The sequence below is a fragment of the Streptomyces hainanensis genome (genome assembly GCF_004348415.1).
Classification (GTDB): Bacteria; Actinomycetota; Actinomycetes; order Streptomycetales; family Streptomycetaceae; genus Streptomyces; species Streptomyces hainanensis.
The window spans coordinates 1-16,212 of sequence record NZ_SMKI01000138.1; the positions used below are offsets into that span (position 1 = coordinate 1).

General features: G+C 73.4%; 11 protein-coding genes and 1 pseudogene. 5 read left to right on the forward strand and 7 right to left on the reverse strand.

Annotation, left to right across the window (positions count from 1 at the left end; translation table 11 throughout):
* A partial coding sequence (locus E1283_RS15000; protein WP_425086178.1) for a glycoside hydrolase family 95 protein occupies positions 1-2,394 on the reverse strand: 2,394 nt, incomplete at its 3' end.
* 331 nt (positions 2,395-2,725) lie between these two features.
* Positions 2,726-3,454, reverse strand: a complete 729-nt coding sequence (locus E1283_RS15005) for a TetR/AcrR family transcriptional regulator (protein ID WP_132818532.1) — start codon at positions 3,452-3,454, stop codon at positions 2,726-2,728.
* Positions 3,455-3,512: 58 nt separating this feature from the next.
* On the opposite strand from E1283_RS15005, the gene E1283_RS15010 reads away from it, so the two are divergent.
* The gene (locus E1283_RS15010; RefSeq protein WP_132818533.1) at positions 3,513-4,376 is read left to right on the forward strand and encodes an SDR family NAD(P)-dependent oxidoreductase; all 864 of its coding nucleotides are present in this window, start codon (positions 3,513-3,515) and stop codon (positions 4,374-4,376) included.
* A gap of 223 nt (positions 4,377-4,599) precedes the next feature.
* Positions 4,600-5,283: pseudogene (locus E1283_RS15015) on the forward strand (GOLPH3/VPS74 family protein).
* Between the two features lie 133 nt (positions 5,284-5,416).
* On the opposite strand, the gene E1283_RS15020 reads toward E1283_RS15015, so the two are convergent.
* On the reverse strand, positions 5,417-6,043 hold the full coding sequence (locus tag E1283_RS15020) for a LysE/ArgO family amino acid transporter (protein ID WP_132818534.1): 627 nt from the start codon (positions 6,041-6,043) through the stop codon (positions 5,417-5,419).
* A 70-nt stretch (positions 6,044-6,113) separates the two neighbouring features.
* Between E1283_RS15020 and E1283_RS15025 the strand changes: the two genes are divergently transcribed.
* Positions 6,114-7,025, forward strand: a complete 912-nt coding sequence (locus E1283_RS15025) for a LysR family transcriptional regulator ArgP (RefSeq protein ID WP_132818535.1) — start codon at positions 6,114-6,116, stop codon at positions 7,023-7,025.
* Between the two features lie 6 nt (positions 7,026-7,031).
* Here E1283_RS15025 and E1283_RS15030 read toward each other — a convergent pair whose 3' ends face one another.
* The gene (locus E1283_RS15030; RefSeq protein ID WP_132818536.1) at positions 7,032-7,835 is read right to left on the reverse strand and encodes an SAM-dependent methyltransferase; all 804 of its coding nucleotides are present in this window, start codon (positions 7,833-7,835) and stop codon (positions 7,032-7,034) included.
* Positions 7,836-8,121: 286 nt separating this feature from the next.
* Here E1283_RS15030 and E1283_RS15035 point away from each other — a divergent pair, with 286 nt between their 5' ends.
* Positions 8,122-9,042, forward strand: a complete 921-nt coding sequence (locus E1283_RS15035) for a S1 family peptidase (protein WP_132818537.1) — start codon at positions 8,122-8,124, stop codon at positions 9,040-9,042.
* Between the two features lie 85 nt (positions 9,043-9,127).
* Here the strand turns inward: E1283_RS15035 and E1283_RS15040 are convergent, their stop codons facing one another.
* From E1283_RS15040 to E1283_RS15050, 3 genes are all read right to left on the reverse strand, one after another.
* The gene (locus E1283_RS15040) at positions 9,128-10,867 is read right to left on the reverse strand and encodes a ThuA domain-containing protein (RefSeq protein WP_132818538.1); all 1,740 of its coding nucleotides are present in this window, start codon (positions 10,865-10,867) and stop codon (positions 9,128-9,130) included.
* A 247-nt stretch (positions 10,868-11,114) separates the two neighbouring features.
* On the reverse strand, positions 11,115-12,599 hold the full coding sequence (locus E1283_RS15045; protein WP_132818539.1) for a bifunctional phosphatase PAP2/diacylglycerol kinase family protein: 1,485 nt from the start codon (positions 12,597-12,599) through the stop codon (positions 11,115-11,117).
* A 116-nt stretch (positions 12,600-12,715) separates the two neighbouring features.
* Positions 12,716-13,666: a multicopper oxidase domain-containing protein gene (locus tag E1283_RS15050; RefSeq protein ID WP_132818540.1), complete on the reverse strand. Its 951-nt coding sequence runs from the start codon at positions 13,664-13,666 to the stop codon at positions 12,716-12,718.
* Between the two features lie 185 nt (positions 13,667-13,851).
* On the opposite strand from E1283_RS15050, the gene E1283_RS15055 reads away from it, so the two are divergent.
* Positions 13,852-16,212, forward strand: a 2,361-nt coding sequence (locus tag E1283_RS15055; protein WP_207930407.1) for a ThuA domain-containing protein, incomplete at its 3' end; no start/stop codon positions are given.

A 16,212-nucleotide genomic window follows, 5' to 3' on the forward strand; every position in this document is an offset into this window, starting at 1 on the left:
GGTGATCAGGGTGGGTTCCGGCCGTTGGACGCGGGTGGGTGCGTCGCCGGCGGCCACGTCGACGGGCACCGCGGTGCGGAGGGTCACCGGGCGGCGGTGTCGGGCGCGGAGGGTGGCGCGGTGGAGCTCGCCGTCCCGCCAGTCGAGATCGATGGTGTGGCCGCCGCGGGCGACCAGGCCGGTGGCCCGGCCGTCGGGCAGTTCGGGGGGCAGGGCGGGCAGCAGCTGGACCTCGTCGGTGTGGGACTGCACCAGCCATTCCGTGACGCCGGCGGTGGCGCCGAAGTTGCCGTCGATCTGGAAGGGCGGGTGGAGGCAGAAGAGGTTGGGGGCGGTGCGCTCGGGGGTGAGCTGGTCGCGCAGCAGCTTGTAGGAGCGGGCGCCGTCGGCCAGCCGGGCCCAGAAGTTGATCTTCCAGGCCAGGGACCAGCCGGTGCCGTCGTCGCCGCGCTGCTCCAGCGTGACCCGGGCGGCCCTGGCCAGGTCGGGCGTGCCGTGGACGGTGATCTGGTTGCCGGGGTGCAGGCCGTAGAGGTGCGACACGTGCCGGTGGTGCTGCTCGGGCGCGATGGCGTCCCAGTCCTCCTGCCACTCCTGGATCTGGCCCTGGGCGCCGATCCTGGTCGGCGCCAGCCGGTCGCGCAGCCGCAGCACCTGCTCGCGGAGGTCGGCGTCGGTCCCCAGGAGGGCGGCGGCCTCGGCCACCGCCCCGAACAGGTCGCGCAGGATCTGCATGTCCATGGTGGGGCCGGCGCAGACCGAGGCGTCGGGATGGTGGGCGTTCTCCGGCGAGTTGGCGGGGCAGGTGACCAGGTGGCCGGTGTTCGGGTCCTCGACGAGGGAGTCGACGAAGAACCGCGCCGCGCCCTTCAGCACGGGGAAACGGCGGCGGAGCGCGGCGAGGTCGCCGGTGAAGCGGTAGTGCTCCCAGACGTGCAGGGCCATCCAGGCGCCGCCCGTCTGCCACATCCCCCAGAACGGGCCGTCGACCGGCGCGGTGCCGCGCCAGGCGTCGGTGTTGTGGTGGCACACCCAGCCGCCGGCGCCGTACTGGAGGCGGGCGGTGCGCTGGCCGGTGACGGCCAGGTCCTCCAGCAGGTCCAGGACCGGTTCCATGGTCTCGATGAGGTTGGCGGGTCCGGCGGGCCAGTAGTTCATCTCGGTGTTGATGTTGATGGTGTACTTCGCGTCCCACGGCGGCCTGAGCTGGTCGTTCCACAACCCCTGGAGGTTGGCCGGCTGGGTGCCGGGGCGGGAGCTGGAGATCAGCAGGTAGCGGCCGAACTGGAAGAAGAGCGCGACGAGTTGCGGGTCGGAGCCGGCCGCGAAGGCGGTCACCCGCTGGTCGGTGGGCAGCCGGGCCGCCGGTGTCTCCCCCAGGTCGAGGGTGGTCCGGTCGAAGTAGCGCCGGTAGTCCGCGACATGACGGGCGCGCAGCTCGTCGTAGGGGCGGTCGGCGGCGGCGAGCAGCGGCTCGCGCGCCCGGCGCTCGGGGTCGCCCGTCAGGTCCTGGTAGGTGGTGCGGTTGGTGCCGACGGCGATCAGCAGCGTGACGGCCTCGGCGTCGGTGACCGTCAGGGTGCCGTGCTGGCTGGTCACGGTGCCGCCGGTGGCGCGCACCGTCGCCAGGGCACGGAACCGCACCTCGCCGGTGAGGCCGTCGACGGTCTCGCCCGAGCCGTCGAGACCGATGGTGAGCGGGTCGGGCGAGTGGGGGGTACTGGTCTGCGGGCTGTCGAAGGCGGCGGAGAAGGAGATCCGCCCGCCCTCGGCGGTCAGCCGGACCACGATCGCCTGGTCGGCGCCGCTGGCGAAGACCTCCCTGGTGTGGGTGGCGCCGTCGCGGGTGTAGCGGGTGCGGGCGACGGCGGTGGTGAGGTCGAGTTCGCGGGCGTAGTCACCGGCCGGGCCGCCGGCGGGGAAGGTCAGCCGGAGGTTCCCGACCGGCTGGTACGGCAGTTGGCCGAGCGGGGTGCCCATGAAGGTGCTGCCGATCAGCTCCTGGGCCCCCGACCAGTCGCCGGCGAAGACCCGGCGCCTGATCTCCGGCAGGTTCGCCAGGCCGTCGGGGGCCGCCGGGTCGTAGGGTCCGCCGGCCCAGACGGTGTCCTCGTTCAGCTGGAGCCGTTCGGTCTCGACGCCGCCGAAGACCATGGCGCCGAGCCGGCCGTTGCCGATGGGCAGCGCCTGGAGCCAGTCGGCGGCCGGGGCGGTGTACCAGAGGCGCAGCGGATGGTCGGCGCGTGGCGCGTCGGACGCGGCCCCGGCCGGGGCGGTTCGGGCGTCGCGGGGGGACGCGGCGGCCGGGGTGCCGGTCGCGGCCATCGCGGCGGCGCCGGCGGTGCCCGCGGCGGAGACGGCCAGGAAGTGTCTGCGGTTGGTGTGGGGAGGCAACGACGACTCCTGTGGTGTGGGGGGCGACCGGTGGTCGGCGCGGGGCTCCGCGGGGCTCGGGCGGTGGCGCCCCGGACAGGCACGGCCGCGTCGAGTTCTCGGTCGAGGTTCGCTGGCGACTGGCGGGATCCACGTTCGGGTGTGGGGCGGCGCGAGCGACCCTCGTGCGCTCGGCGAGGGTCGCGGGGGCGGAACGCCCTGGGGCCCAACCCAGGGTTCAGCACCACAGACGGTAGAGATCCGATGTATTCAGCGTCAACCCCCGTGCATGCCGCCACTCTCCGGCGGCGCCGCGACTACTCGGCGGCGATACATCCGATGAGTGGGCGCCTCACTCGGCCGTCTCGACCTCGTCGGGGCGCTTCTGGCGAGGAGGGCGCGAGACCATCCTGGTGGCGCCGTAGCCGCGGAGCAGCGCGGTCAGGATGCCGGTCAACCGGGGGGCGACGTCGACGACGGCGTGGGCGAGGGCGGGGTCCGACTCGTAGAAGCGGCGCAGTTCGGTTCCCGGGGCGGCCATCTGCCACAGCGCGCCGGCCATCGCGGTGGCCGTGGCGACGACGTCACCGGCCTGCGGCGGGCTCAGCGGAACCACCCGGCGCAGCGCCGCGCCCACGGCCCCCGCCTCGGCGACGGCGGTCAGCTTGAAGGAGCGGACGGCCTTCGTCGAGACGTTGCGTTCCAGGTTCATCGGGGTGTGGGCGAGCAGGTCGCAGAAGAGGGGGCGGGCGACCAGCGACTCGGCCAGCAGGGCGGCGGTCTCGACCGCCGGGTCCTCGCCGGCCGCCCCTGGCACCGCGTGGGCGAGGCGCCGGCGCACCTCCCGTGACCACTCGGCCCAGCCGGCGCCGGCCAGCCGGAGGAAGATCTCCTCCCGGGTCTCGAAGTAGCGGAGCATCGCGGACTTGTGCATGCCGACCGCGGTGGCGATGTCGGTCAGGGTCACCGCGCGGATGCCGTCGGCCGTGGCCAGCCGGGCCGCGGCGTCGAGGATCGCGGCCTCGCGGACCCGCTTGGCCTGGGGGCTCCTGGCCCTGGTGGGCTGACTCCTGGCGACCATGCGGCCATGTTAGCGCAACTGGGTTGCGTTATTACCGCAACCGCGTTTTGCTATCTGCATGGCAGTCCAGACATGGTTCATCACGGGTTCCTCCCGCGGCTTCGGCCGCTCCCTCGCGACCGCGGCCCTGGAGGCCGGCGACCAGGTCGTCGCCACCGCCCGCCGGCCGGAACAACTCGCCGCCCTGGCGGAGCGGTTCGGCGACCGGGTCCTTCCGGTCGCGCTCGACGTGACGGACGCCGCCGCAGCCGTCGCCGCGCTCGACACCGCCCGCGACCGCTTCGGCCGCGTCGACGTGATCGTCAACAACGCCGGCTACGCGAACGTCGCCCCGGTCGAGACGGCCCGGGTGGACGACTTCCGCCGCCAGTTCGAGACGAACTTCTGGGGCGTGTACAACGTCTCCAGGGCGGCACTGCCCCTGCTCAGGGCGCAGGGCGGCGGCACCGTCGTCCAGTTCTCGTCCGTCGGCGGTCGGGTGGGGGGCACCGCCGGTCTCGGCTCCTACCAGGCGGCCAAGTTCGGCATCGACGGCCTCACCCGCGTGCTCGCCGCCGAGACCGCCCCGCTCGGCATCCGCTACCTGGTCGTCGAGCCCGGCGGCTTCGCCACCGACTGGGCCGGAGCCTCCATGGACGTCCAGGCCGTCCCGGAGGAGTACCGGGAGACCGTCGGCGCCTTCGCCGACCTCGTACGCGGCGGCGGCTCCGCCGGCGACCCGGACCGCGCCGCCGATATCCTCGTCCGCGTGGTCAAGCGCGAGCACCTCCCCGGCCACCTGCTGCTCGGTGGGGGCGCGGCCCGGATGGCGGTCGACCACTCGCGGCGGCAGATCGCCGAGGCCGAGGCCTGGCGGACCGTCTCCGGCTCCGCCGACTCCGGCGCCGAGTACCCGGTCGAACTCCCCGCGGACGTCGCGTAGTCGGGCGACCGGTCGGCCCGGAGGCCGATGGCGACGGCCACGGCGACGGCGACGGCGACGGCCGGCATCCGACGCCGCCGGCCGCCGCCCGATGCCGCTCGCGCGAACTCGTGACGGGTGTCACTGGCCGGGCGGCGGGGCCGGGACAAGACTGGAGTCGACCCGGCCGGTCGTTTCGTGGGACCGGCCGGCGAACGCCACGAGAAACGGGGAAGGGGGCGACATGCAGGACGAACCGCTGCTCGTCGAGGAGGTGCTGCTGCTGTTGCTGGACGACGAGACCGGGGTCCCGGCCGGCGCCGGCACCCTCCACTACACCCTGGGCGGCGCCGTGCTCGTCGACCTCGCGCTCCGCGGCGAGATCGATGTCGACGAGAGCCGATCCGGGCTGAGCGGGCCGAGGGTCGTCGCGGTCGGCGCGGGCGACCTCGCGGACCCCCTGCTTCGGTCCGCCTACGAGAAGGTCGCGGAGCGGCCCCGTGGCGTCTAGACGGTCCTGCTGGAGATCGGCGGCGGTCTCCGGAAACCGGTGATCGACCGGCTGGTCGAACGCGGGCTCATCCGCCGGGAGTCCAGGAAGGTGCTGGGCATCTTCCCCTCGACCAGGTTGCCGGTCGACGACGCGCGGCACGAGGCGGCGCTGCGCCGGCGCGTGTGTGCCGCGCTGGAGGACGGGGAGACCCCCGACACGCGCACCGCCGCGGTGATCGCGCTGCTTTCGGCCAGCGGCACCCTGCCGTCGCTGCACCCCGCGCCGAAGTGGTCGGCCACGGTCCACCAGCGGGCGAAGGCGTTCGAGAACGGCAGTTGGGGAGCCGTGGCCGTGAGCACCGCGGTGGCCCGCACCGCCGCGGCGATCACGGCGGCGAGCGTCGTCACCACCGTGACCGTGATCACCAGCCAGTGAGGCGGTGAGTCGGCGCCCGGCACACGAGGCGGCGGGCGGCCACGGAGACCTTGTTCGGAAACCACCGGCGCCGCTTCGTCGGCCAGGCCCTCCGGGCCGACGTCGTCGGCGCGTGACGCCCGGCCCCGCCGGGTCAGACGGTGCGGGCCACCAGCATGGCGCCCATCGCCAGCATGGTGGCCGCGACGAGGGTGTCGAGCACCCGCCAGGCGGCCGGACGGGCCAGGACGCCGCCCAGCAGTCGGGCGCCGTAGCCGAGTCCGGCGAACCATGTCAGGCTCGCCAGCACGGCGCCGAGGCCGAAGACCCAGCGCAGCGAGCCCCGGTCGGCCGCGACCGAGCCGAGCAGCAGCACGGTGTCGAGGTAGACGTGCGGGTTGAGCCAGGTCATGGCCAGGCAGGTGAGCACGGCGGCGCGGGCGGAGCCCGCCGCGGCGCCCCGCGCCGTCAGGGCCTGTCCGGCGGCGGGGCGCAGGGCGCGGCGGGCGGCCAGCAGCCCGTAGCAGATCAGGAAGCCGCCGCCGGCCAGGCCGACCACGGTCAGCGCGGGCGGCCAGGCGGTGACCAGGGTGCCGAGGCCCGCCACGCCGAGGGCGATGAGGAGCGCGTCGGACACGGCGCAGATGACGACCACCGGGAGGACGGCCTCCCCGCGCACCCCCTGACGCAGCACGAACGCGTTCTGGGCGCCGATGGCGACGATGAGGGAGAGGCCCGTGCCGTATCCGGCGAGCGCCGCCGGGAGGATGCCGCTGTTCACGTCGTCCGACGCTATGCACCACGGCGACATCAGTACAGCTCATGTTTCTTACGTACCATTAGCCCTCGTGATGACTGAGCTGCCCTTCGACCAGGTGCGGACGCTGCTGGCCGTCGTCGACGAGGGCACCTTCGACGCCGCCGCCGCTGCCCTGCACGTGACGCCCTCCGCGGTCAGCCAGCGGGTCAAGGCCCTGGAGCAGCGCACGGGGCGGGTGCTGCTGATGCGCACGAAGCCGGTGCGGCCGACGGAGTCCGGGCAGGTGGTGGTGCGGTTCGCGCGCCAGCTGGCCGCCCTGGAGCGGGACGCGTGGGGGGAGTTGGGGACCGCGGCCGGGGCGGAGGGGACCCGGGTGCCGATCGCGGTGAACGCGGACTCCCTGGCCACCTGGTTCCTGCCGGCCCTGACCCGGGTGCCGCAGAACCCGCCGGTCGGCTTCGACCTGCGCCGCGAGGACGAGGGGCACACGGCGGCGCTGCTGCGTGAGGGGCAGGTGATGGCGGCGGTGACGTCGGCGGCCGAGCCGGTGGCGGGCTGCCTGGTGCGGCCGCTGGGCCTGGCGCGGTATCTGCCCGTCGCGAGCGCGGGGTTCGCGGCGCGCCACCTGTCGGCCGAGCCGGTGGAGCGCTGCCTGCCGGCGGCGCCGGTGATCGTCTTCGACCGGCGTGACCAGCTGCAGGACCGGTTCGTCCGCTCCCTCACGTCCGGGCGGTCGGGCGCCGGCCGGCTGCGGCACCATGTGCCCACGTCGGAGGGGTTCTGCGACGCGGTGGCCGCGGGGCTCGGCTGGGGGCTGGTCCCCGAGCCGCAGGCGGAACCGCTCCTGCGGTCGGGGGCCCTGGTCGAGTTGGCGCCCGGGAAGGGGGCGCGGGTGGACGTACCGCTGTACTGGCAGCAGTGGAAGCTGGACGTGCCGGCGCTCGCCCTGGTGGCGGAGACGGTCGCCGCCGCGGCGGCCGAGTCCCTGTACGGCGGGGAGTGACCCGCCTCAGTCCTTCACGGCGAGGAGTCCGAACTGGCCGACGCCCGGACCCGGGGCCGGGGCCGGGGTGTCGGGGCGCCAGTGGTCGACCGGGACCACTCCGGGGTCCAGGATCGTCAGGCCGGCGGCGGTGTCCGCCAGTTCGTCGAGCGAGGCGAAGAGGTGGTAGGGCATGGCGCCGGTGGCGTTGTAGGCGTCGGACGCCTCCGTCACGCCGGGGGCGCCCGCCCAGCTGTCGCACACCGCGAGGTGGCTGCCGGGGGCCAGCGCGGCGGTGTAGCGCCGGACGACGCCGGGGGCCGTGCCGGGCGGCAGGTGGCCCAACATGCTCATGGCGAGGACGGCGACCGGCCGCGCCAGGTCCAGGGTGGCGGCGGCCCGGTCGAGCACGGCGTCGACGTCCCTGATGTCGGCGGCGACGTAGTCGGCGGCGCCCTCGGAGCTGCTGGGCATCAGGGCGCTGACGTGTCGGATCAGCCGGGGGTCGATGTCCACGGAGACGATCCGGGCGTCGGGGGCCAGGTCCTGGGCGAGGCGGTGGGTGTTGCCGGCGCTCGGCAGACCGGTCCCGAGGTCGATGAACTGCCGGACGCCCGCCTCGACGAGGTGTCTGACCACCCGGGCCTGGAAGGGGCGGGTGGCGCGGGCGCCGGCGACCAGTTCGGGGAAGAGTCGCTCGACCTCCGCGGCGGCCCGAAGGTCCGCCGGCCGGTGGTCCGTTCCGCCGGCGAGGGCGTCCCAGAAGCGGTGGCTCGCGGGGACGTCGTCCCCCACGGCGGCGGGCTGTCGGCGGTCCTGCTGGTCGGACATGGGTCTCCCATCATCGGGCCGGCCCTCGACGGGCCGGCGGCGAGCGTGAGTCGGTCCTCGACCAGCATGGCCCGCGGCACCGCCGGGGCGCACCGGTGCGTCGGGGCACGGGGCACGCCGCTGGCCGAAAGTGCGCCTTGCCACCGGGTTATGGAATGAGAGTATTCAGTGCGGCACTTGTTGGGGAAATGTGCGATCTTCGCCCATCACGTGCCGGTTCTCATGCTTCACGCACCTCACAGCCGTCTCATCCATCGGATCAACGCATCCCACTGGAGGAATGCACGTGAGATCGAAGCGCACCACCTCGCGCCGGCGTCTGGCCCGCGGCTTACGGGCCCTGGCGGTCGCCACCGGCCTGGTCGCCGCGTCGGCGCTGTTCCTGCCGGCCACCGCACAGGCCGACGACGGCGCCTTCAGCGCCACCGAGTTGTCCGCCGCCAGCGAGGCCGTCGAGGCCGCGGGCATCGGCGGCCTCGCCTGGGCGGTCGACCAGACGACGGACACGGTCACGGTCCTGGCCGACGACACCGTCTCGGCGGCCGACCTCGCCGAGCTCAGGGACACCGCCGGCGACCTGGCCGGCGCCCTGGACGTCCAGCGCACCGAGGGCACCTTCGAGAAGTACCTGCAGGGCGGCGACGCGATCTACGCCGACGTCGGCTGGCGCTGCTCGCTCGGCTTCAACGTCCGCTCCGGCAGCAGCTACTACTTCCTGACGGCCGGTCACTGTACCGCCGACCCGTACGGTGGCCCGACGCCGCCGTACCCGCTGTGGCACAACGGCTCCGCCTGGATCGGCTACACCGCCGGATCGTCGTTCCCCGTCAACGACTTCGGCATCGTGGCCTACGACCCGCAGCCGTCCTCGGTGCCCGGCACCGTGGCGGGCGGCGGCACCATCACCGGGTTCGCCAACCCGGTCGTGGGCCAGTCGGCCTGCCGCAGCGGCTCCACCACGGGCGTGCGCTGCGGGTCCGTCACCGGCCTGGGGTGGACGGTCGACTACGGCAACGGCGAGGTCGTGTACGACATGATCCAGACCAACATCTGCGCCGAGCCCGGCGACAGCGGCGGTCCGCTCTGGTCCGGCGCCACCGGTCTCGGCCTGACCTCCGGGGGCAGCGGCAACTGCACCTCGGGCGGCGTCACGTTCTTCCAGCCGGTGGTCGAGGCGGCCAACGCCTACGGCGTGACCGTGCCCTGACCGACGGCCCCCCGCCTCGTTCCGCGTCCCCGCCCGGCCTCGGCCGGGCGGGGACGTCCGTCGTTCGGAGCACGGAGGCCGGGCCCTAGCCGGCGGTGGGAAGCCGCCAGATCTGGTCGGTGCCGCTGGTGCAGGCCGACAACTGGATCCGGGTGCCGTTGTGCGCGGAGCGTCCCACGGCGTCGACGCACCGGTCGGACGCGGGGTTGAGGAGCGTGCCGTCGTCCCGGGCCAGCCACTGCTGGTCGGCGCCGCCGTCACAGGCGTGGAGCCGGACGGGCGCCCCGTTCCGCGTCCCGGCGGCCGTCATGCACCCGTCCAGCGCCCGGAGCGTCCCGTCCTCGGCCACCGTCCAGTCCTGCGCGGCCGTGCCGTTGCACCTCCACAGCTGGATCCGGGTGCCGTCGGCCGGGTGGGCGCCCCGCACGTCGAGGCACTTCCCGCCGTGGCCCACGATCGGGCCGGTCACCGGGGCGACGTCCAGTTCCTGGATCCGGACGTTCCGGAAGGACGCGGTGTCGGCCGCTCCGTGGTTCTGGAGCCCGATGTAGCCGTCCAGGAGGCTGCGCGCGGGGTCGGTGTTGGTGAAGTCGTTGACGAGCACGCCGTTGAGGAAGACACGGAGACGCTCGCCCTCGACGCGGATCTCGTAGGTGTTCCACTCGCCCGGCGGGTTGAGGGCGGCGTCGCGGGCGGCGATGTCGGCGGACTGGAAGCCGTAGACGGCACCGGTGGTGCGGTCGGGCGCGTCCGTCGCGTCGATCTGGATCTCGTATCCGTTGTCGACCGCGGACCACGGGTCGTCCGAGGCCGGGAAGCCGATGAAGACGCCCGAGTTGTCGTCGCCCTCCAGCCGCCAGTCGAGCTTCAGCGAGTAGGACCCGAACTCGGCCGCCTCGTACCAGAACAGGCCCATGCCGCCCTGCGAGGTGAGCGTGCCGTCGGACAGGCTGAACGAGCCGGGGCCGGCCTGCGACCAGCCGTCGGTGCCCGAACCGTCGAAGAGGGCGGTGTAGCCGGTCTCCGGCCGGCAGTCGGCCTGGGTGCGGCCGGCGGCCCAGCGGATGCCGCCCAGCAGGTGCCGGACGAACTCCTCCTCGGCGTAGGACTCGGCGGTGTGGCCGCCGCCGGTGTAGAAGGCCCGGCCGCCCGAGTACTCCTTGCACCAGGCGATCGGGTGGTCGCCCTCCATGGTGCCGCCGGTGTAGCTGGACTCGTCGAGGGACGCCAGCACGTGCGCGGTGGAGCGCGGGTTGGTGCGGTAGTTGTACCACTCGTCGGTCCGCTGCCAGGTGTCGCCCAGGTGGGCGGTGGCGTCGTGGGCGCGGTCCTCGACCCGGACGGTGGCCGGCTGGATCTGCGGGTGCGACTGGAAGAGCGCGCCCGCCAGGCCGTTGTACCAGGCCCAGTCGTACTCGGTGTCGGCGGCGGCGTGCACGCCCACGTATCCGCCACCGGCGTTGATGTAGCCCTCGAAGGCCGCCTCCTGGGCGGTGTTCAGCACGTCGCCCGTGGTGGAGAGGAAGACGACGGCCTCGAACTGGGCCAGGTTCTCGGCGGTGAAGGCGCCCGCGTCCTCGGTCGCGGTCACGGTGAAGCCGTTGGCCGCGCCGAGTTGGGTGATCGCGGCGATCCCCTCCTCGATCGAGTCGTGCCGGAACCCGGCCGTCTTCGAGAACACCAGCACCTCGTAGGCGGGGTCGTCCTGGGCGACCCGGGCGTCCTGGACGACCTGCGCGGTCGCGGCGGGGAACGTCGACAGTGCGGTGACGCTGAGCAGGGCCCCGATGCCGAGGCAGGTCAACTGTCTGGTACGGCGGTTCATGCGGGCGGTCTCCGTTCCTGGATGTGGGGTTCATCAAGCCGTCGCGCCGCGCGCGTACGTCGTGGCACGGCGGAACCTGGTGGGGGAGGAGGGAGTCACGATGCAGCTTCTGCTGTCCGCATGGGGAAGGTAGAGCCTTCGCCACGAATGAGGAAGCCCTTTCACATGAACTCGCCCGACTTTTGCCTGGGTTCCGGGTAAAGCTCCAGCTCGGCACCCCCTGACGGGTGGAACGCGGGGACCGTCGTCACCACTCGTCGGCGGGGAGCGGGCGGTAGACGGCGAGGGGGCTGGGGTGCTTGTCGAGCACCAGGTCCCGCGGGGCGGCGGCGGTCTCGCCGTCGTAGGCGAGCGGCCCGCCGTCGGACAGTTCGGTGATCCGCAGGCGTCGCAGCCGGCCCGCGGTGTGCGCCCGGGAGTGGGCGAGCGTCCCGGTGAGCGCGGCCAGCGCGAGGCGGGTCCTGGCCAGCGGCCGGTCCGCGGTGACGGCCCGCACGTCGAGCAGTCCGTCGTCGAGTTGGGTGCGGTGCGCGGGCGCGGACCCCTCGCCCGAGTAGATGCCGTTGCCGGCGAACAGCAGCCACAGGCGCAGCGGGCGCCCGTTGAGCGCGACGTCGAACGGCTCGGCGGTGGCGAGCACCCGGACCAGCGAGACGGCGGCCGACGGCCACTTGCCCCAGGCCCCGAGCCGGGTCCGCTCCCGCAACTCCTCGCGGGCCTGGACGAGTTCGGGGTAGATCCCGATGCTGAAGGTGTTGAGGAAGTACGTCGGGGGGCCGGCGGCGCCGGCCGCCGGGCGGATGCGGGCCACGTCCACGTCGACGGCCTCGCCGGCCGTCACCGCCTCGGCCGTCTCGGCGAAGCCCGGGATTCCGGTGTCGAGGGCGAAGTGGTTGAGCGTGCCGCCCGGGAAGACGGCGAGCGGCAGGCCCCGCTCCACCGCGTGGGCGGCGGCCGCGTTCACCGTGCCGTCCCCGCCGCAGACGCCGAGCGCCCGCGCCCGGTCGGCCGCGGCGGCGAGCACCGCGTCGAGGTCGTCGTCGTGGGTCGGCTCGACCACCTCGGCGTCGGGGAGCAGCTTCCGTATCCGGTCGCCGGCGGTCGAGGCGCCGCCGCCCGCCCCGGAGTTGACCACGACGACCAGGCCGGCGCCGCCGGGCAGCGCCGGCGCGGCCGCCCTCCGGTGGGCGAACGCGCCGACCGGCGGCCGGCGCGGCAGCCAGCGGCGGGTCGTCAGCGCCGCGCCCACGCCGATCAGCGCGCCGGCGAGCACGTCGGCCGGGTAGTGCACGCCGACGTAGACCCGGGAGCCGGCGACGGCCGCCGCGACCGGCGCGACGAGCAGCCCGCGACGCGGCGACTCGAGCGCCACCCCGGTGGCGAACGCGGCGGCGGCCGCGGCGTGTCCCGAGGGGAACGAGGTGGACCGCGGCTGCCGGCTCAGCCGCCTGGCCAGCGGCACCGCGTCGAGGTGCGGCCGCTCCCGGCTGCTCACGTACTTGACGGCCAGATTGGTCACGAGCGAGGCGAGCGCCAGCGACCCGACGCCGCGCACGGCGGCGCGCCGCGCGGTCCGGTCGCCGGTGGCGGCGAACGCCGCCGCGGTGGCCAGCCACAGACGGCTGCGGTCGGCGGCGCGGCTCAGTCGCGGCAACACCGCCTGGATCCCCGGTGGGTGGGCGGCGGCCACCCGCGCGAACACCTGCCGGTCCAGCCGACTGACCCATCCCATACCGAGCCCTCCTCATCCGCGGCGACATGTCCGCCGGGGCGCCTACCCGTCGGGGCGCGGCGGATGCGGGGGGGTTCCTCGGCGGGTCGGTGGCGGACGGGTCGGTCGTGGAGGGGTCAGTGGTGGAGGGGTGGCGGGTCGCCCGGGTAGCTGCCGTCGCGGCTGGTGACGGTGAGGATGCCGACCATGCCCATGTCGGAGTGGCTCTGCACGTGGCAGTGGTACATCCAGTGGCCGGGGCCCACGTGTTCGCCGGCGATCACCTGGAAGCCGAACGACTCGGCGGGGCCGGTGATCTTGGTGTCGACGATCCGGCTCGGGTCGTTCTGGTCGGCCAGCAGCCCGGTGCGGTTGTCGGCCCAGCGGTGCCCGTGCATGTGGAAGGTGTGGTAGAACTCGCCGTGCGTGATCATGATGATCTCGCAGCGTTCGCCGATCGTGGCGACGAAGTTGGGGCCCCGGTGCGGGGCGACGTTGTTGATCGTCATGTCGTTGAAGACGATCGTGAACTGCTTGTCCGGCAGGATGTCGCCCTGCCGGCGGACGACCAGCGGGCCGTAGAGGCCCTTCTGCAGCCCCACGGTGCCGTGCGGGGTGCCGACGACGTGGTCGTGGTAGTGCCAGTAGCCGGCGCTGCCGGGTATGAGGGTGCCGTCGGAGCGGACGCTCGGGGCGTGGGTGTTCCAGGTGTAGAGCCGGCTCTCGCCGGGTGGCACGGTGCTGCCGGTCAGGGTGGTGCCGTCGCTGTCGTTGGCGTAGTCGACGCCGTGGACGTGCAGGCTGACGGGGACGTCGAGGGTGTTCACGAGGTCGATCTGCAGGGTGTCGCCCTCGTACATCTCCAGCAGAGGACCGGGGACCCGTGCCTCGCCCGGTTCGAGGCCGTAGCCGATTTGGCCGCCCGGGAGTTCCTCGGCGTACATCGTGAAGCGTCGTACCTGGGCGGGGCGCGCGCCCGTCACGGCCTGCGCCTGCGCCGCTCCGAGGGCCGTGAGGCCGGCGGGCGCCAACGTGGCCGCGGCCGCACTTCGGGTGAAGGATCGGCGGGAAAAGACTGATCGCCGCATGCGGTGCCTTCCTCGCTCACTGAAGAACGACTTTGACGGCACGAGATCGTATGCGGATGCGCCGAGTTTGCCCATTGTCTGGACGAAGTTTCAACGATTGCGTCCGGAACCATTGGCGGAGTGTCAAAAGCCGTCTAGCTTCCTAAGGCGTCTCTGTTGTCAACCCGAGAGGGATCTGACAGTCCATGAGCCGCAGACCACTGCTGTTAGCACTGGCCGTCACCCTCACCACCGCGCTGCTCGGCGGAGCCCCGGCCGCCGCCGGCTCGGAGGCGGCCGACCGAATGCCGGGCGGCGCCGAGGCGCGGGTGCTGGTCTTCCACGGAGCCGACGCCCCGGCCGAACGCACCCAGGCCGGTGTCGAGGCGGTCGAGGCGCTGAGCGCCGAGGGACCGAGCCGGGAACACTTCGAGGTCGAGACGACCGACGACCCGGCGGTCTTCGACCCGACCAGGCTGACCGACTACAACGCCATCGTCTTCCTCTCCCCCGGCAGCACCGAGTTGACCGACCGGCAGGAGTCCGCCCTGCAGAACTACGTGCGGATGGGCGGCGGTTTCGTCGGGGTGCACGACGCGGCCAACGCCCAACCGGAGTCGACCTGGTTCACCGGTCTGCTCGGCGCACGTCCCGACCCTGGCAGCCCCCAGCAGGTGCAGACGGCCGTCGTGGAGGTCGGTGACCGGTCGCACCCGGCGTCCCGGGGCCTGCCGGTGGAGTGGGCCCGCCGCGACGTCTGGTTCAACTGGACGGAGAACCCCAGCGGCGAGGTGCACACGGTGGCCCGGGCGCGGGAGCGCAGCTACGCGCCGGGAACCGGCGCCGAGGGCTGGGACCACCCGATCTCCTGGTGCCGCGACTACGACGGCGGCCGCTCGTTCTACACCGCCATGGGCGGCACGGAACGGAGCTTCGTCGAGGAGAACTTCCGCAAACACCTGCGCGGCGCCCTGCTGTGGACCAGCCGGTTGTCCCAGGCCGACTGCGGGGCCACCATCACCGGCAACTACGAGGCCGAGCGGATCACCGACCCCAACCAGCCCCAGGAACTCGACCAGATCGGCGAGCCGCACGGCCTCGACATCGCCGACGACGGCCGGGTCTTCTACATCGGCCGCGGCGGACGCTGGTCGAACGCCCCGGTGGTGACCGACTGGAACAACCCGGACGTCGGTCTCGGCCCCGGCACCGTCCACGTCTACGACCCGGACACCGAGGAGGTCTCGCTCGCCGCGAGCCTGGAGGTCTTCGGCAACAAGGGCGGCGGCGAGGAGCTGGTGAAGAACGAGGAGGGGCTGCTCGGCATCGCGCTGGACCCCGACTTCCTCGACAACAACTGGATCTACCTGCACTGGACGCCGCACTCGGAGATCGACCGCGAGGCCCGGATCGCCGAGCGGCGGGTCTCCCGCTTCACCTTCGACCCGGCGTCGGGCACGATCGACCTGGCCTCGGAGCGCACGCTGCTGTCCTGGCCGGTGCAGATCCACAGCTGCTGCCACGCCGGCGGCGGGATGGACTTCGACTCCGACGGCAACCTGTACATCGCCACCGGGGACAACAACTCCTCCGGCTTCAGCGACGGTTACTCCGGCAACAACCCGCAGCCCTCCTTCGAGGGCGTGTCCTTCGCCGACGCCCGCCGTACCGCGGGCAACACCAACAACCTGAACGGCAAGATCCTGCGGATCCACCCGGAGGACGACGGGACGTACACCATCCCGGCCGGCAACCTGTTCACCGGCGAGGAGGAGGGCGGCGGCAGAACCCGGGCGGAGATCTACGTGATGGGCGTGCGCAACCCGGCGCGCATCGCGATCGATCCCCAGACCGACTGGCTGTACGCGGGCTGGGTCGGACCGGACGCCGCCAACCCGAGCACCACCTGGGGCCCGGCCAAGTACGACACGTTCGCCGTCATCACCCGGGCGGGCAACCGGGGTTGGCCGTACTGCATGGGCAACAACCAGCCCTACCGGGACCGGAACCTGCCCGACCCCACCCAGCCGCTCGGCTGGTACGACTGCGCCAACCCGCGGAACGAGTCCCCGCACAACGACGGGCTCGTCGAGCTGCCGCCGGTCTCCCCCAACAACATCTGGTACTCGCCACAGGGCGGTGCCCCCGACTACCCACGCGACGCGGCCGGCATCCCCACCTACCGCGCCCAGGACCAGCGGTTCGTGCTGCCGTGGCTGACCGGCGGCGGGCAGGCCACGATGAACGGCCCGGTCTACCGCTTCGACGAGGAGCGGGACAGCGAGGTCGCCTGGCCCGCGTACTGGGACGGCAAGTGGTTCGTCGGCGACTTCTACGACGGCACCCAGCCACGGCACGCCGTGGTAATGGACCCCGGGAACGTGGCCGGTGGCGGCATCCCGGTGCACGCCGAGAGCCTCGACGAGATCATCCCGGTCGGCCAGGGCGGCATCCGCAACCTGATGGACTGGAAGTTCGCCCCGGACGGCTCGCTCTACGTCCTGGACTACGGGCGCGGCTTCTTCAACGCCGACGCGCAGTCCGCGCTGTGGCGCGTCACCTACACC

What these genes read in the sequence shown, in the direction of transcription:
- E1283_RS15005 (WP_132818532.1), bottom strand. Translation starts at nt 3,454, where the DNA reads ATGGTCGCCAGGAGTCAGCCCACCAGGGCCAGGAGCCCCCAGGCCAAG.
- E1283_RS15010 (WP_132818533.1), top strand. Translation starts at nt 3,513, where the DNA reads ATGGCAGTCCAGACATGGTTCATCACGGGTTCCTCCCGCGGCTTCGGC.
- E1283_RS15025 (WP_132818535.1), top strand. Translation starts at nt 6,114, where the DNA reads ATGACTGAGCTGCCCTTCGACCAGGTGCGGACGCTGCTGGCCGTCGTC.
- E1283_RS15030 (WP_132818536.1), bottom strand. Translation starts at nt 7,835, where the DNA reads ATGTCCGACCAGCAGGACCGCCGACAGCCCGCCGCCGTGGGGGACGAC.
- E1283_RS15040 (WP_132818538.1), bottom strand. Translation starts at nt 10,867, where the DNA reads ATGAACCGCCGTACCAGACAGTTGACCTGCCTCGGCATCGGGGCCCTG.
- E1283_RS15045 (WP_132818539.1), bottom strand. Translation starts at nt 12,599, where the DNA reads ATGGGATGGGTCAGTCGGCTGGACCGGCAGGTGTTCGCGCGGGTGGCC.
- E1283_RS15050 (WP_132818540.1), bottom strand. Translation starts at nt 13,666, where the DNA reads ATGCGGCGATCAGTCTTTTCCCGCCGATCCTTCACCCGAAGTGCGGCC.